Consider the following 19,746-nt stretch of genomic DNA (forward strand, 5'->3'; position numbering starts at 1 on the left):
GTCGCCTTCTGCAACCTGGGGACGACGGCTACGACGGCTACGACGGCTACGACGGCTACGACGGCTACGACGGCTACGACGGCTACGACGGCTACGACGCGCGCCGTGCGGCCCAGCGGCCCTCGGCCCGCAGGATCGCGAGCGGGAAGTCGAACGCGTGCGACACCGCCGACGACGTGATGACCTGGTCCGAGGTGCCCTGCGCCACGGCGACACCGTCGCGGAGCAGCATGGCGTGCGAGGTCGAGGCGGGCAGGTCCTCCAGGTGGTGCGTGACCATCACGCTGCCGAGCTCCGGGTGCCGGTGCCGGAGCGCGTCCACGGTCTCGAGCAGGTGTTCCCGGGCCGCGACGTCGAGCCCGGTCGCCGGCTCGTCGAGCAGGAGCAGCTGCGGCTCGGACATGAGGGCGCGGGCGATGAGCGCGCGCCCCCGCTCGCCCTGCGACAGGACCGGCCAGCGGGCGTCCCGTCGGGCGCTCAGACCGACGTCGGCGATGTGCTGCTCGGCGAGGGCGATCTGGTCGGCAGTGGGTTCCCACCGCATCATGAGGTCCGTCGTGCCGGTGAGCCCGGTCAGCACGGTCTCGAGCACGGTGAGCGGCGAGAGCATCCGGTGGCGCGGGTCGACGTGCCCGATGTGCGTCCGGAGCTCGCGGACGTCGACGCGTCCGAGGCGGCGGCCGAGGACCTCGACCGATCCTGCGCTCGGGTGTCCGGTCGCGCCGAGGACCGCGAGCAGGGTCGACTTGCCGGCGCCGTTCGGCCCGAGGAGCGCCCAGTGCTCACCACGCCGGACGGTCAGGTCGATGTCGTGCAGGAGGTCTCGGCCGGACCGGGTCACCCGGACGCCGGACGCGTTGATGAGGACGTCGTTCACGACTCCATCGTGCCGTACCGGGCGTGCACGTCCACGACGTGCGCGTCGAAGTGCAGGGCGAGCGCGTGGCACGCTTCCGAAGCGGTCTCGGGGTCGCGGGCCTCGGCGGCCTCCTCGATGAGCTGCAGGAAGTCCTCGACCTGCCATTGCCGGACGGTCGGCGGCTCGGGGAGGATGTACGCCAGCCGCGCGATCACGACGGTGGTCGTCTGGCGCATCGCCCGGTTCGGGGTACGCACCGCCAGGAACCGGGTGATCTCGAGCAGAGTGCTCGTGTACGCGTAGTCCCGGACACGGCCCTCGCGCCGCGCTCGTAGGAGGAGTGAACGGAGTCCCTCGACGTCGTCGTCGGTGAGCGTGGGCATGCACGACCGGGCGCACATCTCCTGCAGCCCGAGCAGGAGGCTGATGGTCTCGGCCCACTCGTCGACCGTCGGGGCGGTGACGAGGACGCTACCGTCGCGGTCGGGCCCCGCCTCGAGGAGGCCCATCACCTCGAGCCGCCGGATCATCGGCAGCAGGCGACGGAGCGGGACGCGGAACCTCGCGGTGAGCGCTCGCAGCGGGTACTCGTGGCCCGGCCGGAGCGTGCCGTCCCGGAGGGAGCCGAGGACCTCGAACCAGTCGTCGTCGGCCCGCCAGTCGGCCCAGTACAGGTCACCGGAGGCGGCGCCGGCAGGGTGCAGCAGCGCGTCCGGAGCGACCCCGAGCGCGGGCGCGCTCGCCTCGAGGTACCGGCGCCAGAGCCGTCCGAATACGTGTGCGGCGCGCTGCGCACTGCTGGTCTGCCGGAGTCGGAGTGACTGCAGGGACGACGCCAGCCACGACTCGACGTCCGTGACGGTCCACACCGGACGGACCGGCAGGCCGTACCGCATCTGCTGCAGCGTCCGGACGAGGAGCCGGCCGGTGAAGGACTCGGGCGTGCGCTCGGCCCAGAAGTCGACGGTGGCGAGGACGGCCGGGTCGAGTTCGTCGCCGCGCTCCGCGGCCGCGCGACGTGCCGCGGTGACGAGTTCCTCGTAGCGCGCGACGTCGGCGTCGTCCGCGACGGGGGCGAGGGCGCGCATGGCCACCTCGACGAGGCCGACGAGCAGCCAGGAGCCCTCGGCCCAGGTGACGGCGTCGAGCTTGGTGAACCGCACGAGGTCGGCGGGGTCGATCCGCGCGAGGCCGATGTCGGCGAGACGCTGGAGGGCGCCCTCGAGCACGGGCGGGTGCAGGCCGAACCGCTCGCAGAGCTCGAGCAGCTCGTAGGCGGTGTCCTCGCGGAGCGTGCCGTCCCGGACCCCGGCGAGCACGATCGTGAACGCGTCGTCGAACACGGGCCGCCGGCCCTCGCCCGAGTTCGCGTCACCCACGGTCAGCTCCGCGCGGCGCGGACCGTCTCGATGTGCTGCTCGAAGTTGCGCGTGAGTGCCCGGCCGGCCTCGGCCGCGGTCTCGCCGTCACGCTCGCCGAGGGCTTCGCGGAGGATCGAGAAGAACGCCTCGGACTCGTACTGCTCGAACGCCGGCGTCGGGTTCAGCGTGAAGCGCACGCGCTCGAGCGCACCCTCGCCCGCGACCTGCACGAGCGGGTTGCCGGAGTGGGCGATCGCGAACTCGACGATCTCGGTGACGGCGCCGCTGAAGCCGTGGTCGCGCACCCGGCGGAGTCCGTCGGCGCGGTCGAGGAGCTTCTCGAGCGTCGCGACGTCGGCGTCGGCGTAGTCGGGGACGCCCCAGCGCAGGCTGAGCTCGAAGAAACCGGCCATCGCGCGCGTGGCGATGACCCAGTCGTCGATCGTCGGGGTGGCGACGCGGGTGTACCGGTTCGCCTCCATCTCGACGAGTCCGATGTCGACGAGCTTCGCGATGGCCTCGCGGATCGGGGTGCGACTGACGCCGAGCCACTGCACGAGCTCGTCGTCGTTGAGGCGTTCGCCGTGCTGGAGCGTGCCGTCGCGGAGCGCGGCGAGCATCTTGTCGTAGACGACGTCGCGCAGGAGCTTCCGGGGGGAGTTCTCGACGGTGGACTTCGGGACCGGCATCCAGGGCTCCTCACATGACGGGCGTTTGGCACTGCAATCCTAACGTGTCAATATGCAAGCGCTTGTGAAACAACAGTATCCCAGAACGTCAATGTGACGTGTCGACGATGGTGCGTCCGTGCACCCCGCCGCCCACGATCTCCGAACCGACCTCGATCGCGCCCTCGAGACCGACCGTGCGGGTCACACCGGCGAGCAGGGTCGGGTCGAGCTCGGCGGCGAGGAGGTCCCACGCCTGCTGCCGGAGCCCGAGCGGTGCGTCCACGGAGTTGATGCCGAGCAACGACACCCCGCGCAGGATGAACGGCAGCACCGTCGTCGGCAGCTGCACGTCCTGCGCCAGCCCGCACGCCGTCACCGCACCACCCCACCGCGTCGACGCGAGGAGGTTCGCGAGGGTCGCACCCCCGACGCTGTCCACCGCCCCGGCCCAGGTCGCCTTCTGCATCGGCTTGCCGCGCTCCGCGAGGGTGGCCCGGTCGACGACGTCCGTCGCCCCGAGCGTGCGGAGCGAGTCCGCGTGCTCGGTCCGGCCGGTCGACGCCGTCACCCGGTACCCGCGGCCAGCCAGCAGCGGGATCGCGACGGAGCCGACCCCGCCCGACGACCCCGTGACGAGCACCGGCCCGTCGGACGGACCGACGAAGCGCGACAACGCCAGCACACTGAGGGCCGCCGTGAAGCCGGCGGTGCCGATCGCGGCGGCGAAGTCCTCCGGCATCGACTCCGGCAGCACGACCAGTGCGGCGGACGGCACCACGGCGTGCGCCGACCAGCCGCCGTGCCGGGTCTCGCCCGAACCGGCGCCGTTGAGCACCACCCGGTCGCCGATCCGGACGTCGTGCACACCCGGACCGAGCGCCGCCACCGTGCCGACGACGTCGATGCCGGGGACGAGCGGGTCGACGCGCGCGACACCGGGGTCGCCCGCCAGGGCGAGCCCGTCCTTGTAGTTGACGCTCGAGTAGGCGACGTCGACGAGGGCCTCGCCCTCTCGCGGATCCGGGACGTCTATCTCGGTGACGGCGGGGGCGGTGGAACTGGAGACGAGGACTGCGCGGGTCACGCGTCGGACGCTACCCGCGCCTCCAGGCCGATGTGCGCAGTGCCCGCGAGACGCGCGCTCCTGCTCACCCGAACATGATGGCGGCTTCGTCGTACCGACTCTGCGGAACGGTCTTCAGCGCACCGAGGGCGTCCTCGAAGGACACGTGCACGATGTCGGTGCCCTTCAGCGCGACCATCCGGCCCCACCGCTCCTCGACCACTGCGTCGATGGCCGCCAGGCCGAGGCGCGTCGACAGCACGCGGTCGTACGCCGTCGGCGTCCCGCCGCGCTGGATGTGGCCGAGGGTCGTCGCACGCGTCTCGATGCCCGTCATCTCCTCGATGAGCGGCGCGAGGCGCTCGCCGATGCCACCGAGTCGCGGGCGTCCGAAGGCGTCGAGTCCACGCTCCGTGTGCGCGTTGTCCTCGTGGTCCGGGACGAAGCCCTCGGCCACCACGACCAGCGGGGCACGTCCGCGGTCGTAGGCGGCCTGCACCCACTTCGCGATCTGTTCCATGCTCGTCTTCTGCTCCGGGATGAGGATCGCGTGCGCGCCCGCGGCCATCCCCGAGTGCAGCGCGATCCAGCCGACGTGACGGCCCATCACCTCGGCCACCATGCAGCGCGAGTGCGACTCGCCCGTCGTGCGGAGACGGTCCATCGCCTCGGTCGCGATCGCCACGGCGGTGTCGAACCCGAACGTGTAGTCGGTGGCGCCGAGGTCGTTGTCGACCGTCTTCGGGACGCCGACGATCTGCAGGCCCGCGTCCGTGAGGCGCTTCGCAGCGGCCAGCGTGCCCTCGCCACCGATCGCGACGATCGCGTCGATGCCGTGCCGCTCCAGTGTCTTCGAGATGTTCTCGACGCCACCGTTCGGGCCCTCGAACGGGTTCGTCCGGCTGGTCCCGAGGATGGTGCCGCCCTGCTTGGCGATCCCCTGGATGTCCTTGCGGCCGAGCGGGACGATGTCGCCGTCGACGACGCCGCGCCAGCCGTCCCGGAAGCCGACGAAGTCGTGTCCGTAGATGGCGATGCCCTTGAGGACGATGCCCCGGATGACCGCGTTCAGGCCGGGGCAGTCGCCTCCGGAGGTGAGGATGCCGATGCGCATGGGGCCTTCTTTCACAGGAGCTGGCGTCGTCGGGTGGGGACAAGCCCCATCATGACTGACGGTGGTTCCGCATTACTATCCCCGTGTGTCCTTGCTCGCTTCCGCCTCGTCGCCTGGTGCGCCTGAACCGCTGGGTGCGTCGGGTGCGTCGGACGCGCTGGGTGCGCCTGGTGCGTCCGTCGACGCGGCTCGCGTCGACACGGTGTACCGGCCTGGAGGCGCGGTGGACGTCGCGTCGACCCTGCGGCCCCTGCAGCGCGGGTCCGGCGACCCCGCGTTCGCCGTGGCCGGCTCCGTCGTGTGGCTCGCGCTCCGCACGCCCACGGGGCCCGCGTCCGTCGCGATCCGGCGGAGCGGCGACACGATCGCGATCTCCTCGTGGGGGACCGGCGCGTCGTGGGCCGTCGAACACGCACCCGACCTCCTCGGCCGCGGCGACGACTGGTCCGACCTCGACGTCTCCGGGCACGCGTTCCTCGCCGCGGCCCGGCACCGTCAGCCCGGGCTCCGGCTGCTGCGGACGAACACCGTCGTCGCGATGCTCGTGCCGGCGATCATGGAGCAGAAGGTCACCTCGCGCCAGGCCTGGCGGGCCTGGCGGTACCTGGTCCGGCGCTACGGCACGCCCGCGCCGGGGCCGGCGCCCGCCGGGATGACCGTCCCCCCGACCGCTGACGAGTGGGCGAGGATCCCGAGCTGGGAGTGGCACAAGGCCGGCATCGAGCCCGGCCGCTCGGCCACCGTGATGCGGGCGCTCCGCGTCGCCCCCGCCCTCGAACGCACGCTGGCCCTCGGTCGCGGCGGCTCGGTCGTCTCGGCGCGCCTGCAGTCGGTCCCCGGCATCGGGAAGTGGACCGCGGCGGAGACCGCGCAGCGTTCCCACGGCGACCCGGACTCCCCGAGTGTCGGGGACTTCCACGTGCCGGCGCTCGTCGGGTGGGCGCTCGCCGGGGGGCCGGTCGACGACGACGGGATGCTCGAGCTCCTCGAGCCGTGGCGGGGGCACCGGGAGCGCGTCGTGCGGCTCATCGGCGGTTCGGGCTTCCGGAAGCCGGCCTTCGGGCCGCGGATGACGATCCAGGACCACCGCTTCCACTGAGCGGCCTGCGTTCCTGCGTTCCCGCGTTCCCGCGTTCCGGTGTTCCTGCGTTCTTGGGGCTTCCTCAACGGCCACCCGCTCACGGACGTCTACCGTGACGCCGGCCGGGGTGTGCCCGGCAGGAGAGGACGCGATGACGACGACCACCGACGAGGACGAGCAGGTTCCCGGCGTCCCCACCGCGATCCCGGACGACACCGGCTCCGCCGAGACCGCCCGCAGGACGAAGCGGCACGTCACCCGGGTCGCGTTCGTCGCCGCCCTCGGTGGACTGCTCTACGGGTACGACACCGGCGTCATCTCCGGGACGCTCATCGAGATCGGCAAGGAGTTCTCGATCGACTCCAGCGTCAAGGAGTTCATCACGGCGTCGATCCTGGTCGGCGCGATCCTCGGCGCGTTCGCCACGGGACCGATCTCGGCGAAGATCGGCCGACGCCGGACCATCCTCGTGATCGCCGCCGTCTTCGCCCTCGGGGTGCTCTTCGCCGCCGTGTCCCCGAGCCCGGTGTTCCTCATCCTCAGCCGCCTGTTCCTCGGACTGGCGGTCGGCGGATCGACCCAGACCATCCCGACGTACATCGCCGAGATCGCCCCCGGCCCCCGCCGAGGGAGCCTGGTCACCGTCTTCAACTGCGCGATCGGGGTCGGGATCCTCGCCGCAGCCCTGGTCGGGGTCACCCTCAACGGGGTCGTGTCCTGGCGCTTCATGATCGGCGTCGCGGTCGCGCCGGCCATCGTGCTCCTGCTGGGGATGCTGCGACTGCCCGAGAGCCCGCGCTGGTTCGTCGCGCAGGACCGGATCGGCCCGGCACGTCGCGTGCTCCGCTGGTTGCGGCCGGACCACCGTGCCGCCGAGGACGAGCTGGACGACATCCGCGAGCTCGACCGGGCCGAGCCGAACGCCGGTGCCGGGCAGTGGGCGCAGCTGCGGAAGCCGTGGGTCCGTCCCGCCCTCGTCGCCGGTCTCATCGTCGCCGCCTTCACGCAGCTCACCGGGCTCGAGATGATGATCTACTACACGCCGACGATCCTCACGGACGCCGGGTTCCCGCACGTCTACTCCCTGTGGGCGAACGTCGGCGTCGGCGTCGTGTACCTCGTGATGACCTTCGTCGGGTCACGGGTCGTCGACCGGATCGGACGGCGTCGTCTGACCCTCCTGATGCTCCCCGGTGCCGCGCTGAGCATCGGGCTCTTCGGCGCGCTGTTCTTCATCCAGGACGGCAAGCCCTCGCCGGTGGTCACGATCGTGCTGATCCTGGCGTTCATGTTCTTCCAGGCGGGCGGCATCCAGGTCGTCGGGTGGCTCGTCGGTTCCGAGATGTACCCGCTGCGGATCCGAGCGGCCGCCACGAGCCTGCACGCGATGGTGCTCTGGGCCGCCGACCTGCTCGTGACCTCGACGGCGTTGACGCTCACCGGGTGGATCGGGCTCGGCGGCACGATGCTCGTCTACGCCGCCCTCAACGTGCTCGGGTGGGTCCTCGTGTTCCTCCGGGTGCCCGAGACGAAGGGGAAGTCCCTCGAGCAGATCGAGCAGTCGCTGCGGGACGAGACGTTCCTGCCGCGCCGGCGTGGTCGGGAGGAACGGAGGACCGGCAGGGCCGCCTGAGCGTGCACGCTCTGGCCGCTTGCGCCCGCGCGTCAGGCGGGACGTGCGCGTCAAGTGCGACGTGCGCGTCAGGGGTGGCGGGTGCCGTCGCCCGCGAGCACGGCCCGGTACCCCTCGCGGAACGTCGGGTACCTCGGGGCCCAACCGGTCGACCGGAGCAGCGCGTTCGACAGCCGCTTGTCGCCCCCGGCCTGGCGGGCGTCGCCTCCACACCGCACCGGCTCGGGCAGTCCGAGTTCGTCGGCCAGGAACCGCAGCACGTCGTCGAGGCGAGCAGGCTCGTCGTCGGTGCCGAGGTACAGCGGCGCGGGGTCCGGCACCGTCGCGAGGTGCACGAGTGCCGCGGCGGCGTCGTCGCGGTGGATCCGGTTCGTGTGCGGCGACGTGTCCGGCGCGAGACGAGCCGACCCGGATCGGACCTGGTCGATGAGTCGCTCGCGGCCCGGGCCGTACACCCCGGAGAGCCGGACGAGCACGGCGTCGGGCGCGCGGTCGCGGAGCAGCGCTTCGGCCTCGACCAGGACCCCGGCGGTGGGGGTACCCGCACGAGCCGGCGTCTCCTCGGTGACCACGCTGCCGTCGTCGACGTCGTGGACCGCGGTCGAGGACACCACGAGCAGCCGAGGACTCGCGCCGGAGGCGTCGACCCCGTCGAGCACGTTCCGCAGCCCGTCGACGTAGGTGGCGCGGTACTCGTCGACGTCGCGGCTGCCGGCGGCGAGGGCCACGACGACCACCGCGGTGTCGTCCGGGATCTCCGGCACGTCGCGCCGCAGGTCGGTGCTCCGGCCGATGAGCGGTGCGGGGACCAGTTCGGCGCGGCGGCGGAGGCCGATCACGTCGTGGCCCCGCTCGGCGAACCGCAGCCCGGCCTCGGTGCCCAGGTCGCCGCAGCCGGCGATCACGACGGTCCCGCGCTGGTGGTCGGTCGGTCGGACGGTCTCGGCTGGCATGCCCCGAGTATGCCGCGGCCGACCCCGACCGGACGGGCGTCCGGTCGGGGTCGCGGTCGTGCAGTCGGTGTCAGCGCGCCGACCGCGAGGGCTCGATCGCGGTGCCGACGCGGTGCGGGAACCGGAAGCGCACGGCGAGTCCGGCGATGGCCGCGGCCGCGATGACCGCTCCACCGAGCAGCAGGGGTCCGCTGTACCCGGCGGTGAGCAGCGGGCGGGAGAGCACCGGTCCGAGGATCTGACCGACGGCGTACCCGGTGGTCAGGAGCGCCACGGCCCGGGGGACCTGCAGGTGGGCACCGAGGGCGAGGGCGAGCGAGCTGATGCCGACGAAGGTGCCGCCGAAGAGCGCCGCTGACACCAGGGCGCTGACGCTCCCGGGGAGCACCCCGGTCAGGGCGACACCGACGGCCTGCACGCCGAGCGCGACGGTGAGGAGCGTGGGGCGGCTCCACCGGCGTCCGAGCGCGGTCCACAGTGCTGCCCCGGGCATGGCGGCCAGGCCGACGACGACCCAGGCGCCGTCCCCGACCCAGGCGGGCCCGTCCTGCCCGATAGCGGCGACGAGGAACGTCCCGGCGATGATGTAGCCGATGCCCTCGAACCCGTAGCTGACCACGAGCGCGGCGAACCGGTGTCCCGTCGGCGGGAGGGGGGCTCCGTCGGACGCGGCGACCCGAGGCGCGACCGTCGCCGGACGGAGCCCCCACGCGACGATGGTGAGGGCCGCGGTGAGTCCGGCTGCGATGAACCACGCGGTCTGCCAGGTGGACGTCACCCGCACGACGAGGACGACGATGCCGGAGAGCGCGATGCCGGTGCCGATGCCGCCGAAGCCCCACCCGACGAAGTGCGGCCCGACCGCTCGGAGCTGGGAGATCATCGACGACGTGGCGTAGATGAACACCAGGGCGCTGGTCGCGCCGGCGACGAACCGGAGGGCCGTCCACCAGGTGCCGTCCGAGGTTGCCGGCATGAGTGCGAGCGTCACGATCGTGAGGAGCATCGCGACCCGCATCACCCACTGCGACCGGACGAGGACCGGCACCCCGATGCCGAGGAGCGCGCCGAGCAGGTAGCCGACGTAGTTGGCGGTGGCGAGACCCGCGCCGTCGCTGACGGACAGGCCGGCCTGGGTCTGCATGAGCGGCAGGATCGGCGTGTAGACGAACCGGGCGATGCCCGTGCTCGCCGCCAGTGCCGCGGCGCCCTGCAGGACGACCATCGCGGGCGAGAGCACCCGCAGCGACGGGAGGGAGATCGTGTGGGTGGCGGTGATGGCCATGGGGTTCCCGTCTGTCGGTGGTCCGGTGGAGCAGCGGTTCCGGCTGCAGCAGTGACGCTACGAGTGGTCGATCAGGAGCGGAATTGCCGGACACGGCGGACTTATGCTTGGCGGTCATGGACGTCGAACTGCGCCACCTGCGGGCGTTCCTGATGGTCGCCCGGCACCTGTCCTTCACCCGGGCGGCCGAGCAGCTCTTCGTGACGCAGCCGGCGCTGACCCGGACGATCAAGCAGCTCGAGGACCTCCTCGAGGTCCGCCTGCTCGACCGGGACACCCGCCGCGTGGGGTTGACGGAGGCCGGCGAGCGGTTCTTCGAGCAGGCGCAGTCGGCGGTCGGGGCCGTCGACCGGGCGGTCTCGTCGGTGCGGACGCCGACCCCGCTGCAGCTGGCCTTCACCTGGTTGCTCCCGACGCCGTGGGCCCAGGACGCCATCGCCGAGTACGAGCGCCTGGGTGAGGGCTCCGTGGCACTCGTGCGGACAGACGAGCCGATCGCCGCGCTGCTCCGCGGTGACGTCGACGTCGCGGTCCTCCGGGAGCCCCGCGATGTCCCGGACCGTGTCCGCGTCCTCCCGCTCCTCCACGAGGAGCGCGTGCTGATCTGCTCCGTCCGGTCCGGCATCGAGGAGGACGAGCCGGTGCCGTGGAGCGGGCTCCGGAACCACCCGTTCGTGTTCAACGCCGTCTCCGGGACGGTCGGTCCGTGGTCGTGGCCCGACGGGGACGGCCCGACGACCTTCGTCGAGACCGCCAACTACGACGAGTGGCTCGAGTCGATCGCGGCGGGCCGGGGCGTCGGCGTCGTCTCCGCGCTCGCCGCGCAGCGCACGATCCACCCCGCCATCCGGTTCGTCCCGCTCGTGGACTCACCGCCGAGCTCGGTGTCCATCGCGTTCGTCCCGGGCGACCGGGACCCGGTGAAGCGCCGGTTCGTCGAAGCGGCGACGGCGGCTGCGCTCACCACAACGGAGCGATAACCAATCGGTCTACTAGTGTGCTACGGTCTCCACATGCCCACCGAGACCACCTCCCGCCAGGCCATCCTGGACGCCGGGCAGCGGACCATCGCCCACCGGGGATGGGCCGCGGTCGGGCTCAACGAGATCCTCAAGGTCTCCGGCGTTCCGCGGGGGTCGTTCTACTACTACTTCCCCTCGAAGGACGCCTTCGGCGAGGCGATGATGCAGGAGTACTTCCGCGAGTACGTGGCGGACATGGACGGCATCTTCGCCCAGCACGACGTCCCCGCCGCCGAGCGCCTCATGCAGTACTGGCGGCAGTGGCGGGACACCCAGAGCCTCGACGACTGCCAGGGCAAGTGCCTGGCCGTGAAGCTCGGCGCCGAGGTCGCGGACCTGTCCGAACCGATGCGCCTGGCGCTGAAGGACGGCACGACCGCGATCACCGAACGCATCGCGACGATGATCGCCGCGGGGCAGGCGGACGGGTCGCTCGCGGTCGGCAGTGACCCGGCGACCACCGCCGAGACCCTGTACGACCTCTGGCTCGGGGCGAGCGTGATGGCGAAGATCCACCGCCGGACGGCACCGGTGGACAATGCCCTCGCGATGACGGCCCAGCTCCTGCACGCCTGACTGGCACGGCCCGAAATGGCCTGCCAGCAGTGCATCCATTTATAACTGACCGGTCTACTAGCGAAGGAACCACCATGAAGATCCTCCTCGTCCTCACGTCGCACGACCAGCTCGGCGACACCGGCCGCACGACCGGCTTCTGGCTCGAAGAGCTCGCCGCGCCGTACTACCGGTTCGTCGAAGCCGGCGCCGAGATCGTCCTCGCCTCGCCGAAGGGCGGACAGCCGCCGCTCGACCCGAAGAGCAACGAGCCGGCGAACCAGACCGACCAGACCCGCCGCTTCGAGAACGACCCGGCGGCGCTCGAGGCGCTCGCGAACACCGTCCGTCTGGACAGCGTGGACGTCGCCGACTTCGACACCGTCTTCTACCCCGGCGGACACGGTCCGCTCTGGGACCTCGCCGAGGACCAGGACTCGGTCCGCCTCATCCAGGACACGCTGCGCTCGGGCAAGCCGATCGCGCTGGTCTGCCACGCGCCCGGCGTCCTGCGCCACGTCACGAACGAGGACGGTACCCCGCTCGTGCAGGGTCGTCGCGTGACCGGCTTCACGAACTCCGAGGAAGCGGGCGTCGGCCTCACGGACGTCGTGCCCTTCCTCGTCGAGGACGAGCTGCGGGGCCTCGGTGGCGACTACAGCAAGATCGGCGACTGGCAGCCCTACGTCGTCGAGGACGGCCTGCTCATCACCGGCCAGAACCCGGCCTCGTCGGCATCCGCGGCTGACGCACTGCTCACGAAGCTCGGGACGCTGACCGCATGAGCGCCTACGTCGTGATGATCCGGGAGGCCCTCCGTGACCAGGACGAGTTCGACACGTACGCGACGGCCGCCCGTGCAGCCCGCTCCGGCCACCCGATCACGCCGGTGATCGGGTACGGCGAGGTCACCACCCTCGAGGGGACGCCCGTCGACGGCATCCTCGTCAACGAGTTCCCGACCGTCCAGGACGCCCTCGACTGGTACCACAGCCCCGCCTACCAGGCGGCACTCCCGCACCGGCAGGCGGCCGCCGACTACCGGGTCCTCATCGTCCCCGGCGTCGAGGGCTGAGCCCCGCGCACAACCGAAGTCACCCCGAACCGCGCATCGCCGCGGCTCGGGGTGACTTCCGTTGTGCACCGCGTCCGCGCCACAAAACCCGCCGCCCCCCCCCCGCCGCCCGCCGCCGCAAAGCCGCCCGCCGCCGCACCGCAAAGCCGGCCGCGCCCCGCCCCCTGCGCAACCCCGGGTGAACGATCCGCCCCGCCACCTCGTCGTCGGGGTATGGGACTCCGCACACGCACCAAGGTCATCATCGGCATCTCCGCCGGCGTCGTCGTGATCGCCGCCGCCGCGGCCATCGCCGGGCCGGTCATCTACGCGAACACCGTCAACGGTCAGGCCGCCGCCGCGCCCTCCGTGTCGGCGTCCTCGTCCGCGAGCCTGGACGCGACCGACGCCGACGGCACCTGGACCAGCAGGGGCACGTCCTTCGCCGGGTACCGGGTGCACGAGGTCCTGCAGGGGAATGATGTGAACGTGGTCGGACGCACGAAGGACGTGACGGGCACCGCCGAGGTCGACGGCGGTTCGCTCACGAAGGCGACCGTCACGGTCCAGGTCGCGAAGATCAGCACGCCGGAGTCGGCCCGCGACCAGTACTTCCGCTCCACCGCGCTCCAGACCGACCGGTTCCCGACGGCGACGTTCACGCTGACGAAGCCGGTGGACGTGTCCGGGGCGCTCGACGGCGCGACGCAGGACGTCACCCTGACGGGCACGATGGACCTGCACGGCGTCGAGCAGCCCGTGACCGCGGACGCCCAGGTCGCCGTCGGCGCGGGCGGGACCGTGCAGGTCGCGGGCTCGGTGCCCATCACCTTCGCGGACTACGGCGTCGAGGCCCCGTCGCTCGGCTTCGTCACGGTCGACGGGAAGGGCGCGGTCGAGTTCTCCCTCGACCTCGGCAAGTGACCGTGACGAGCCGGTCCGCCGACGAGCTGCTCGCGACGCTGTACCGCGAGCACGGTGACGCGCTCACCCGGTACGTCCGGCACCTGACGCGGGACGGCTCGATGGTCGAGGACGTCGTGCAGGAGACGATGGTGCGTGCCTGGCAGCGGCCGGCGGTGCTGGAACGGACGCCGGACAGCGCGCGTGCGTGGCTGTTCACGGTGGCGCGGAACCTGGTGGTCGACGACGCGCGTTCGGCACGCAGCCGGCGTGAGCACGGCACCGAGCACCAGGTCGATCGGGTCGAGGCTGACCGCACGGACGCGGTGCTCGACCGGATCGTGGTCGCCGACGCGCTCGCGTCGCTGAGCCCCGACCACCGCCGCGTGGTCGTCGACGCCTACTGGCTCGGACACACGGTCCCGGAGATCGCACGACGACACGACGTCCCGGAGGGCACCGTCAAGTCACGGCTGCACTACGGACTGCGGGCCCTCCGGCTTGCACTGCAGGAACGAGGAGTGACCCGATGACCGACGACCGGTACGCCGACTGGGACGCCGCGTACGTCCTCGGCTCGCTGCCCCCGGAGGAGCGGCTCGAGTACGAGCGGCACCTCGAGACGTGCGACCGCTGTGCGGCCGCCGTCGCCGAGCTGGTCGGTCTGCCCGGCCTGTTGGGGAAGCTGCCGGCCGACCAGGCGGTCGAGATCGCAGAACCGGACGGGAGGCCCGACACACGTTCCGAGAGCACCCTCGCCTCCGTCGCGCACCGGGTTCGACACCGTCGCCTCCGTCGCCGGGTGTGGGTCGCCGCCACCGCGGGGCTGGCGGTCGTCGCAGCCGTGCTCGGTGGACTCGCCGTCGGCACGGCCGCGGACCGGAACACCGTCGAGGCCGGCGTGACCCCGTCAGCGAGTGCCGTCGCCGACCGGTACGCGATGGTCGGCGAGCAGGGGCTCGACGTCGACCTCGCGGTGAGCGGGGAGTCGTGGGGGACCCGGTTCGACTGGGGGTGCTCGTACGGCGGCAGGACGTGGGCGTCGGACGGCTCGGTGATGTACGACCTCGTCGTGGTCCGGACCGACGGCACCGACCAGACGGTGGCGTCCTGGACGGCAGCCGGTGCGGACGCGAAGGGGCTGTCCGCGTCGACCGACATCCCGCGGGCGGACATCGCGAGCGTGCAGGTGCGGCTCCGCGGTGCGAGCGGGGTGCTCGCCGGCGTCGACCTGTAGCCCGGTCGAACCAGCCCGCTCGGACCAGCCCGGTCGACCAGCCGCGTCGTCCGGCGGGTCAGTCGTCGGGGGTCGTGTCCGGCTCGTCCGGACCGATCGCGTCCTGGAGGCGCGCGGAGACGGACCGCAGCGTCTCCGCGTCGGTCCCCACGGGCCTCCAGAACAGGTCCTCGAGCGCACCCGTGTGCGCGCGGATGCCGGCGAGCACCGCGCGACGCCCGTCGGGTGTCATCACCACCCAGCTGCCGCGACCGTCCGTGGGGCAGTCCGCCCGTTCCACCAGGCCGCGGGAGACCATCCGCGTGACCTGGTGGCTGACACGTGACTTCTCCCACCCGATGCCCGCGGCGATGTCGCGCACCCGCAACCGGTGGTCCGGGTCGCGGTGCAGGCCGATCAGGATCTCGAACTCCGGGATCGAGATCCCGGCGCCCTCCTGCACGGCGTGGTCCAACGCGCGATCGAGTCGACGCCACACGTCGTGGTAGGCGTCCCACGTGGCCCAGTCATGGCCTTCGGCGCCCGGGTTCGACATGCCGCCAGCGTATCCACCTCCGACCTGGAGTCGACGAGGATCATCCGTCCGGATGACTCAGGGGGCGCGCACGGCTCACTCCGAGGTGCGGTCGGTGGCTCGGCATACGATCGGTCCATGCCGAGCGCTCGACTGCAGGACTGCACCGACGACGCCGTCGCCCTCGTGCGCCGGTGGCTGGCGGCGTCCGCCGGGGTGAAGCCGGACCCCGGCGCTGCCCGTCTCGCGAGGGTCCTGCGCGACGAGCAGGGACTCGACTTCACGCGGGGGTTCGTCGACAAGGTGATCCGCCCCGAGGACCCTCGGGTGGCGGCGCAGAACCTCGAGAAGGTCGGCCACGACGTCCCGGAGTTCCTCGCCTGGTACCTCCGCGGCGCGGTGACGCTCGGCGGCGGCTTCGCGACGATGGCCCCGTGGGCGGTCGTCCCCACCGCACGCAAGATCCTCCGGCGCATGACCGGGCACCTCGTCATCGACGCGACCCCGGCGAAGCTCGGTCCGGCGCTCGCCAAGGTGGGCGGAGCCGGCACGCGACTCAACGTGAACCTGCTCGGCGAGGCCGTCCTCGGCAGCGCGGAGAGCGACCGTCGGCTGCAGGGCACGATGGACCTCCTCGCCCGGGATGACGTCGACCACGTCTCGATCAAGGTGAGCTCGGTCGTGCCGCAGATGTCGATGTGGGCGTTCGACCAGACCGTCGAGCGCGTGGTCGACCGCCTCGTGCCGCTGTACCGGCTGGCGGCGTCCTCGCCCGTCCCGAAGTTCATCAACCTCGACACAGAGGAGTACCGCGACCTCGACGTCACGCTCGCGGTGTTCCGGGCGCTCCTCGACCGTGACGAGTTCCTCGGGCTCCAGGCCGGTGTCGTGCTGCAGGCGTACCTGCCCGACGCCGCCGGTGCCCTCGAGTCCCTGACCCGCTGGGCGCAGGACCGACGTGCCCGCGGGGGCGCACCGATCACGATCCGGCTCGTCAAGGGCGCGAACCTCGCGATGGAGCGGGTCGACGCGATCCTGCACGAGTGGCCCCTGGCGACGTGGGGCTCGAAGCGGGAGACCGACACCGCGTACCTCCGACTGCTCGACGCGGCGCTCACGCCGCAGCGGATCGACGCGGTCCGGATCGGGGTCGCCGGACACAACCTCTTCGACCTCGCCACCGCGTGGGTGCTCGCCCAGCGACGCGGGGTGACCGACGGGGTCCACGTCGAGATGCTGCTCGGCATGGCGACGGCGCACGCCGATGCCGTCCGCGCCGACGTCGGGCAGATCCTCCTCTACACACCCGTCGTGCAGCCGGACCAGTTCGACTCCGCGATCGCGTACCTCGCCCGACGGCTGCAGGAGAGCGCCAGCCCGGAGAACTTCATCGCGAGCGTCGCCGAGATCGACCACGACGAGCACGTCTTCGAGCGGGAGCACGGCCGGTGGGCCGCATCGGTGCAGGCACTCGACGAACCGGTCCCGGCGACGAACCGGACGCAGGACCGCCGCGCGGCGATCGGCGAACCCGTGCACCGCGACGCGTTCCGGAACGTCCCCGACACAGACCCGGCCGTCGCCGCCAACCGTTCCTGGGCGCTCGACGTCCTCCGCCGCGTGCCCCGATCCCAGCTCGGCGCGCAGACCATCCGCGGCGCGAGGATCACCGACCGCTCGACGCTCGAGCGGATCGTCGCCCGTACCGCCCAGGCCGGCGTCAACTGGGGGCGGCAGGACCCGTCCGACCGTGCCGAGCTCCTCGACCTGATCGCCCACGAGCTCGAGACGCGCCGGGGCGACCTCGTCGAGGTGATGGCGTCCGAGACCGGCAAGACCCTCGCCGAGGCCGACACCGAGGTGAGCGAGGCGATCGACTTCGCCCACCACTACGCCGAGAGCGCCCGACGCCTGACGGACATGGACGGCGACGGCGCCCGGTACGTGCCGCCGCGCCTCACCGTGGTCGTGCCGCCGTGGAACTTCCCCGTGGCGATCCCGGCCGGCGGGGTGCTCGCCGCGCTCGCCGCGGGCAGCGGTGTCGTCCTGAAGCCCGCTCCCGAGGCGAGACGCTGCGGCGCCCTGCTCGCCGACGTGCTCTGGGACGCCGGGGTGCCGCACTCCCTGCTGCAGCTCGTCGACCTCGACGAGAACGAACTCGGCCGTGAGCTCATCGCGCACCCGGCCGTCGACCGGATCGTCCTCACGGGGTCGGCCGACACCGCGCGGTCCTTCCGCTGGTGGCGGGCCGGGCTGCCCCTGACGGCGGAGACGAGCGGCAAGAACGCGATCGTCGTCACGCCCTCCGCCGACCTCGACCTCGCCGTGCAGGACATCGTCCAGTCGGCGTTCGGCCACGCCGGGCAGAAGTGCTCCGCCGCCTCCCTGGTGATCCTCGTGGGCTCGGTGGGCGAGAGCGAACGGTTCCGCCGGCAGCTCGTCGACGCCACCCGCACGCTCCGGGTCGCCTGGCCGGACGACCCGACCGCGCAGGTCGGGCCGGTGATCGCCGAGCCGTCGGGCAAGCTCCGCGCAGGGCTCACCGAGCTCGGTCCGGGGGAGTCCTGGCTCGTGCAGCCGGTACCCCTCGACGACTCCGGGCGGCTGTGGTCGCCGGGGATCCGTGACGGTGTGCGCCCCGGCAGCGACTTCCACCAGACGGAGTACTCCGGTCCGGTGCTCGGCGTCATGCGGGCCGAGACCCTCGAGCAGGCGCTCGCGATCCAGAACGGCACCGACTACGGGCTGACGGCGGGGATCCACTCGCTCGACGTCGACGAGGTCGCCGAGTGGATCGCCGGCGTCCAGGCCGGCAACCTGTACGTCAACCGCGGCATCACCGGCGCGATCGTCCGCCGCCAGCCGTTCGGCGGCTGGAAGCGCTCCGCGGTGGGCACCGGCACGAAGGCCGGCGGGTCGATGTACGTCGCGACGCTCGGCCGCTGGGAGCCGATCCCGCGCACCGTCCACAAGAGCATCCAGCTGCACGGGCTGCCGCCCCGCGTGACCGCCGTGATCGAAGCCGCCCGGAGCGGCCTGTCGTTCGAGGAGTTCGACCAGGTCCGCGCGGGTGCCCTCAGCGACGTGCGGGCGCGGGAGACCGAGTTCGGGGTGTCCCACGACCCGTCCGCGCTCGTGGTGCAGCGGAACGTGCTGCGCTGGCGACCTCAGTCCGTGATCGTCCGGCAGGCCGAGGGCGCCAGCATCGGCGACCTCGTCCGCGTGCTCGTCGCCGCGACCGCCGCTCGCGCCCACATCCTGCTGAGCAGCGCCCGGCCGCTGCCCGGCCCGCTCACGCAGCTGCTCGCCTCGAGTCGGTCGCCGCTCGACGTCGTCGACCACCTCGTCGAGTCCGACGACGAGTTCCTCCGCCGTGCAGCGTCCGGCGACGTGTTCCGCCAGGCCTGGTCGAACGGCGACGACGAGCCGCAGGATGCCCTCGAGACCGTGCTGTCGCAGGGGCAGGAGCGTCCGGCGCACACCGCGTTCGGCGGTCCGGGTGCCCGGATCCGCCTCGTCGGCGGCGACCCGTTGGCGCTCGAGGAGGCCCTCGGCGCGAGCGTCGACGTGGCGATCCACGACGCCCCCGTGGTCGAGGCGGGGATCATCGAGATGCTGCCGTTCCTCCGTGAGCAGTCCGTGTCGATCACGGCGCACCGCTTCGGCGACCTCGACCCCGACTTCTCGGAGCTGCATGTCTGACGACCTTGCCGGCCGGCGCACCCTGGTCGCCGACGGGCTGTTCAACGGCCGCGACCTCGGCGGGCTGCCGGTGCGCGGTGGCGGGACCACTCCGCGTGGGCGGGTGTTCCGCTCCGAGGGCGTGGACCGTCTGACGGCGGACGGCTGGGCAGCGCTGCACGACGCGGGGATCCGGACCGTCGTGGACCTCCGGGCGCCGTCCGAGACCGCGAAGGACACGGGCGTCCGACCGGAGTGGCTCACGACCGTCGTCGTCGACCACGACGGACTCGACGCCGCGCCGGCCTTCTGGCAGGCCTACTGGGAGACGGGCCTCGTCGGCACACCGCTGTACTACGGGCCGCACCTCGAGGAACTCCCCGAGCGCACCGGCGCGGCGCTGCGGGCGATCGCGCAGGCCGGGTCCGGCGGGGTCCTGTTCCACTGCGCCGGCGGACGGGACCGCACCGGGATCGTCGCGCTCGCACTGCTGACGATCGCCGGCGTCGAGCCCGAGGCGATCGTCGCGGACCACCTCGTCACGGTCGACAACGCGCCGGCGCTCCTGGCGTCGATCGGGGTGCCGTCGAACGAGGGGAAGATCGAGGCCCTGTGCGCCGAGCACGGCACGACGGTCGCGGGGGCCTTCCGCGCCGCGCTCGACGGCTTCGACGTGGCCCGGTTCGTCGAGCGGTCCGGTCTCGCAGCTGACGACCTGGAGGCCCTGCGCACCTTCCGCGCGCCCGTCACCTGACGCGTC

At 72.5% G+C, this 19,746-nt stretch carries 19 protein-coding genes; 11 read left to right on the forward strand and 8 right to left on the reverse strand.

Features of this window, described 5'->3' with window-relative positions:
- Positions 1 to 91 precede the first annotated feature (91 nt).
- The 5 genes from DEJ28_RS00630 to DEJ28_RS00650 all read right to left on the reverse strand — a co-directional run bounded on the left by DEJ28_RS00630 (position 92) and on the right by DEJ28_RS00650 (position 5,068).
- Positions 92 to 877, reverse strand: coding sequence for an ABC transporter ATP-binding protein (locus DEJ28_RS00630; RefSeq protein ID WP_111116668.1), 786 nt, complete (start codon positions 875 to 877; stop codon positions 92 to 94).
- Positions 874 to 2,238, reverse strand: coding sequence for an FCD domain-containing protein (locus DEJ28_RS00635; RefSeq protein ID WP_111116669.1), 1,365 nt, complete (start codon positions 2,236 to 2,238; stop codon positions 874 to 876). Before DEJ28_RS00635 ends, DEJ28_RS00630 begins: the two co-directional genes overlap by 4 nt.
- 2 nt (positions 2,239 to 2,240) lie before the next feature.
- A complete protein-coding gene (locus tag DEJ28_RS00640) occupies positions 2,241 to 2,909 on the reverse strand; it encodes a GntR family transcriptional regulator (RefSeq protein ID WP_220034650.1) in 669 nt (222 codons plus the stop codon).
- A gap of 88 nt (positions 2,910 to 2,997) precedes the next feature.
- The gene (locus DEJ28_RS00645; protein ID WP_111116670.1) at positions 2,998 to 3,975 is read right to left on the reverse strand and encodes an MDR family oxidoreductase; all 978 of its coding nucleotides are present in this window, start codon (positions 3,973 to 3,975) and stop codon (positions 2,998 to 3,000) included.
- A gap of 64 nt (positions 3,976 to 4,039) precedes the next feature.
- Positions 4,040 to 5,068 carry a 6-phosphofructokinase gene (locus tag DEJ28_RS00650; protein ID WP_111116671.1) on the reverse strand — a complete coding sequence of 343 codons (1,029 nt, stop codon included), beginning with the start codon at positions 5,066 to 5,068 and terminating at the stop codon, positions 4,040 to 4,042.
- Between the two features lie 85 nt (positions 5,069 to 5,153).
- On the opposite strand from DEJ28_RS00650, the gene DEJ28_RS00655 reads away from it, so the two are divergent.
- Positions 5,154 to 6,167, forward strand: coding sequence for a DNA-3-methyladenine glycosylase family protein (locus DEJ28_RS00655; RefSeq protein ID WP_349774942.1), 1,014 nt, complete (start codon positions 5,154 to 5,156; stop codon positions 6,165 to 6,167).
- A 133-nt stretch (positions 6,168 to 6,300) separates the two neighbouring features.
- Positions 6,301 to 7,782, forward strand: a complete 1,482-nt coding sequence (locus DEJ28_RS00660; protein WP_111116672.1) for a sugar porter family MFS transporter — start codon at positions 6,301 to 6,303, stop codon at positions 7,780 to 7,782.
- Positions 7,783 to 7,850: 68 nt separating this feature from the next.
- Here DEJ28_RS00660 and DEJ28_RS00665 read toward each other — a convergent pair whose 3' ends face one another.
- On the reverse strand, positions 7,851 to 8,735 hold the full coding sequence (locus DEJ28_RS00665) for an NAD-dependent epimerase/dehydratase family protein (RefSeq protein WP_111116673.1): 885 nt from the start codon (positions 8,733 to 8,735) through the stop codon (positions 7,851 to 7,853).
- Between the two features lie 70 nt (positions 8,736 to 8,805).
- Entirely contained in the window at positions 8,806 to 10,020 is a 1,215-nt protein-coding gene (locus DEJ28_RS00670) for a YbfB/YjiJ family MFS transporter (RefSeq protein ID WP_111116674.1), read from the reverse strand.
- A 116-nt stretch (positions 10,021 to 10,136) separates the two neighbouring features.
- Between DEJ28_RS00670 and DEJ28_RS00675 the strand changes: the two genes are divergently transcribed.
- The 7 genes from DEJ28_RS00675 (at position 10,137) to DEJ28_RS00705 (ending at position 14,791) form a co-directional block, all read left to right on the forward strand.
- Entirely contained in the window at positions 10,137 to 11,000 is an 864-nt protein-coding gene (locus DEJ28_RS00675; RefSeq protein ID WP_220034651.1) for a LysR family transcriptional regulator, read from the forward strand.
- A 33-nt stretch (positions 11,001 to 11,033) separates the two neighbouring features.
- Positions 11,034 to 11,618, forward strand: coding sequence for a TetR/AcrR family transcriptional regulator (locus DEJ28_RS00680; protein ID WP_111116676.1), 585 nt, complete (start codon positions 11,034 to 11,036; stop codon positions 11,616 to 11,618).
- 74 nt (positions 11,619 to 11,692) lie between these two features.
- Positions 11,693 to 12,382 (forward strand): type 1 glutamine amidotransferase domain-containing protein, encoded by a 690-nt coding sequence (locus DEJ28_RS00685; RefSeq protein WP_111116677.1) that lies wholly within the window; start codon positions 11,693 to 11,695, stop codon positions 12,380 to 12,382.
- A complete protein-coding gene (locus DEJ28_RS00690; protein WP_111116678.1) occupies positions 12,379 to 12,672 on the forward strand; it encodes a DUF1330 domain-containing protein in 294 nt (97 codons plus the stop codon). The genes DEJ28_RS00685 and DEJ28_RS00690 overlap by 4 nt, the downstream gene beginning before the upstream one ends.
- 213 nt (positions 12,673 to 12,885) lie before the next feature.
- A complete protein-coding gene (locus tag DEJ28_RS00695; RefSeq protein ID WP_111114371.1) occupies positions 12,886 to 13,575 on the forward strand; it encodes a YceI family protein in 690 nt (229 codons plus the stop codon).
- Positions 13,576 to 13,577: 2 nt separating this feature from the next.
- Entirely contained in the window at positions 13,578 to 14,087 is a 510-nt protein-coding gene (locus DEJ28_RS00700; protein WP_220034579.1) for a sigma-70 family RNA polymerase sigma factor, read from the forward strand.
- On the forward strand, positions 14,084 to 14,791 hold the full coding sequence (locus tag DEJ28_RS00705) for an anti-sigma factor (RefSeq protein WP_111114069.1): 708 nt from the start codon (positions 14,084 to 14,086) through the stop codon (positions 14,789 to 14,791). The genes DEJ28_RS00700 and DEJ28_RS00705 overlap by 4 nt, the downstream gene beginning before the upstream one ends.
- A 58-nt stretch (positions 14,792 to 14,849) precedes the next feature.
- Here the strand turns inward: DEJ28_RS00705 and DEJ28_RS00710 are convergent, their stop codons facing one another.
- Positions 14,850 to 15,326 carry a MarR family winged helix-turn-helix transcriptional regulator gene (locus DEJ28_RS00710; protein WP_111114070.1) on the reverse strand — a complete coding sequence of 159 codons (477 nt, stop codon included), beginning with the start codon at positions 15,324 to 15,326 and terminating at the stop codon, positions 14,850 to 14,852.
- A 117-nt stretch (positions 15,327 to 15,443) separates the two neighbouring features.
- On the opposite strand from DEJ28_RS00710, the gene DEJ28_RS00715 reads away from it, so the two are divergent.
- The gene (locus DEJ28_RS00715; RefSeq protein ID WP_111114071.1) at positions 15,444 to 19,007 is read left to right on the forward strand and encodes a bifunctional proline dehydrogenase/L-glutamate gamma-semialdehyde dehydrogenase; all 3,564 of its coding nucleotides are present in this window, start codon (positions 15,444 to 15,446) and stop codon (positions 19,005 to 19,007) included.
- Positions 19,000 to 19,740 (forward strand): tyrosine-protein phosphatase, encoded by a 741-nt coding sequence (locus tag DEJ28_RS00720; RefSeq protein WP_111114072.1) that lies wholly within the window; start codon positions 19,000 to 19,002, stop codon positions 19,738 to 19,740. Before DEJ28_RS00715 ends, DEJ28_RS00720 begins: the two co-directional genes overlap by 8 nt.
- Positions 19,741 to 19,746: the final 6 nt, after the last annotated feature.

It is taken from the genome of Curtobacterium sp. MCPF17_002 (assembly GCF_003234115.2).
Taxonomy (GTDB): Bacteria; Actinomycetota; Actinomycetes; order Actinomycetales; family Microbacteriaceae; genus Curtobacterium.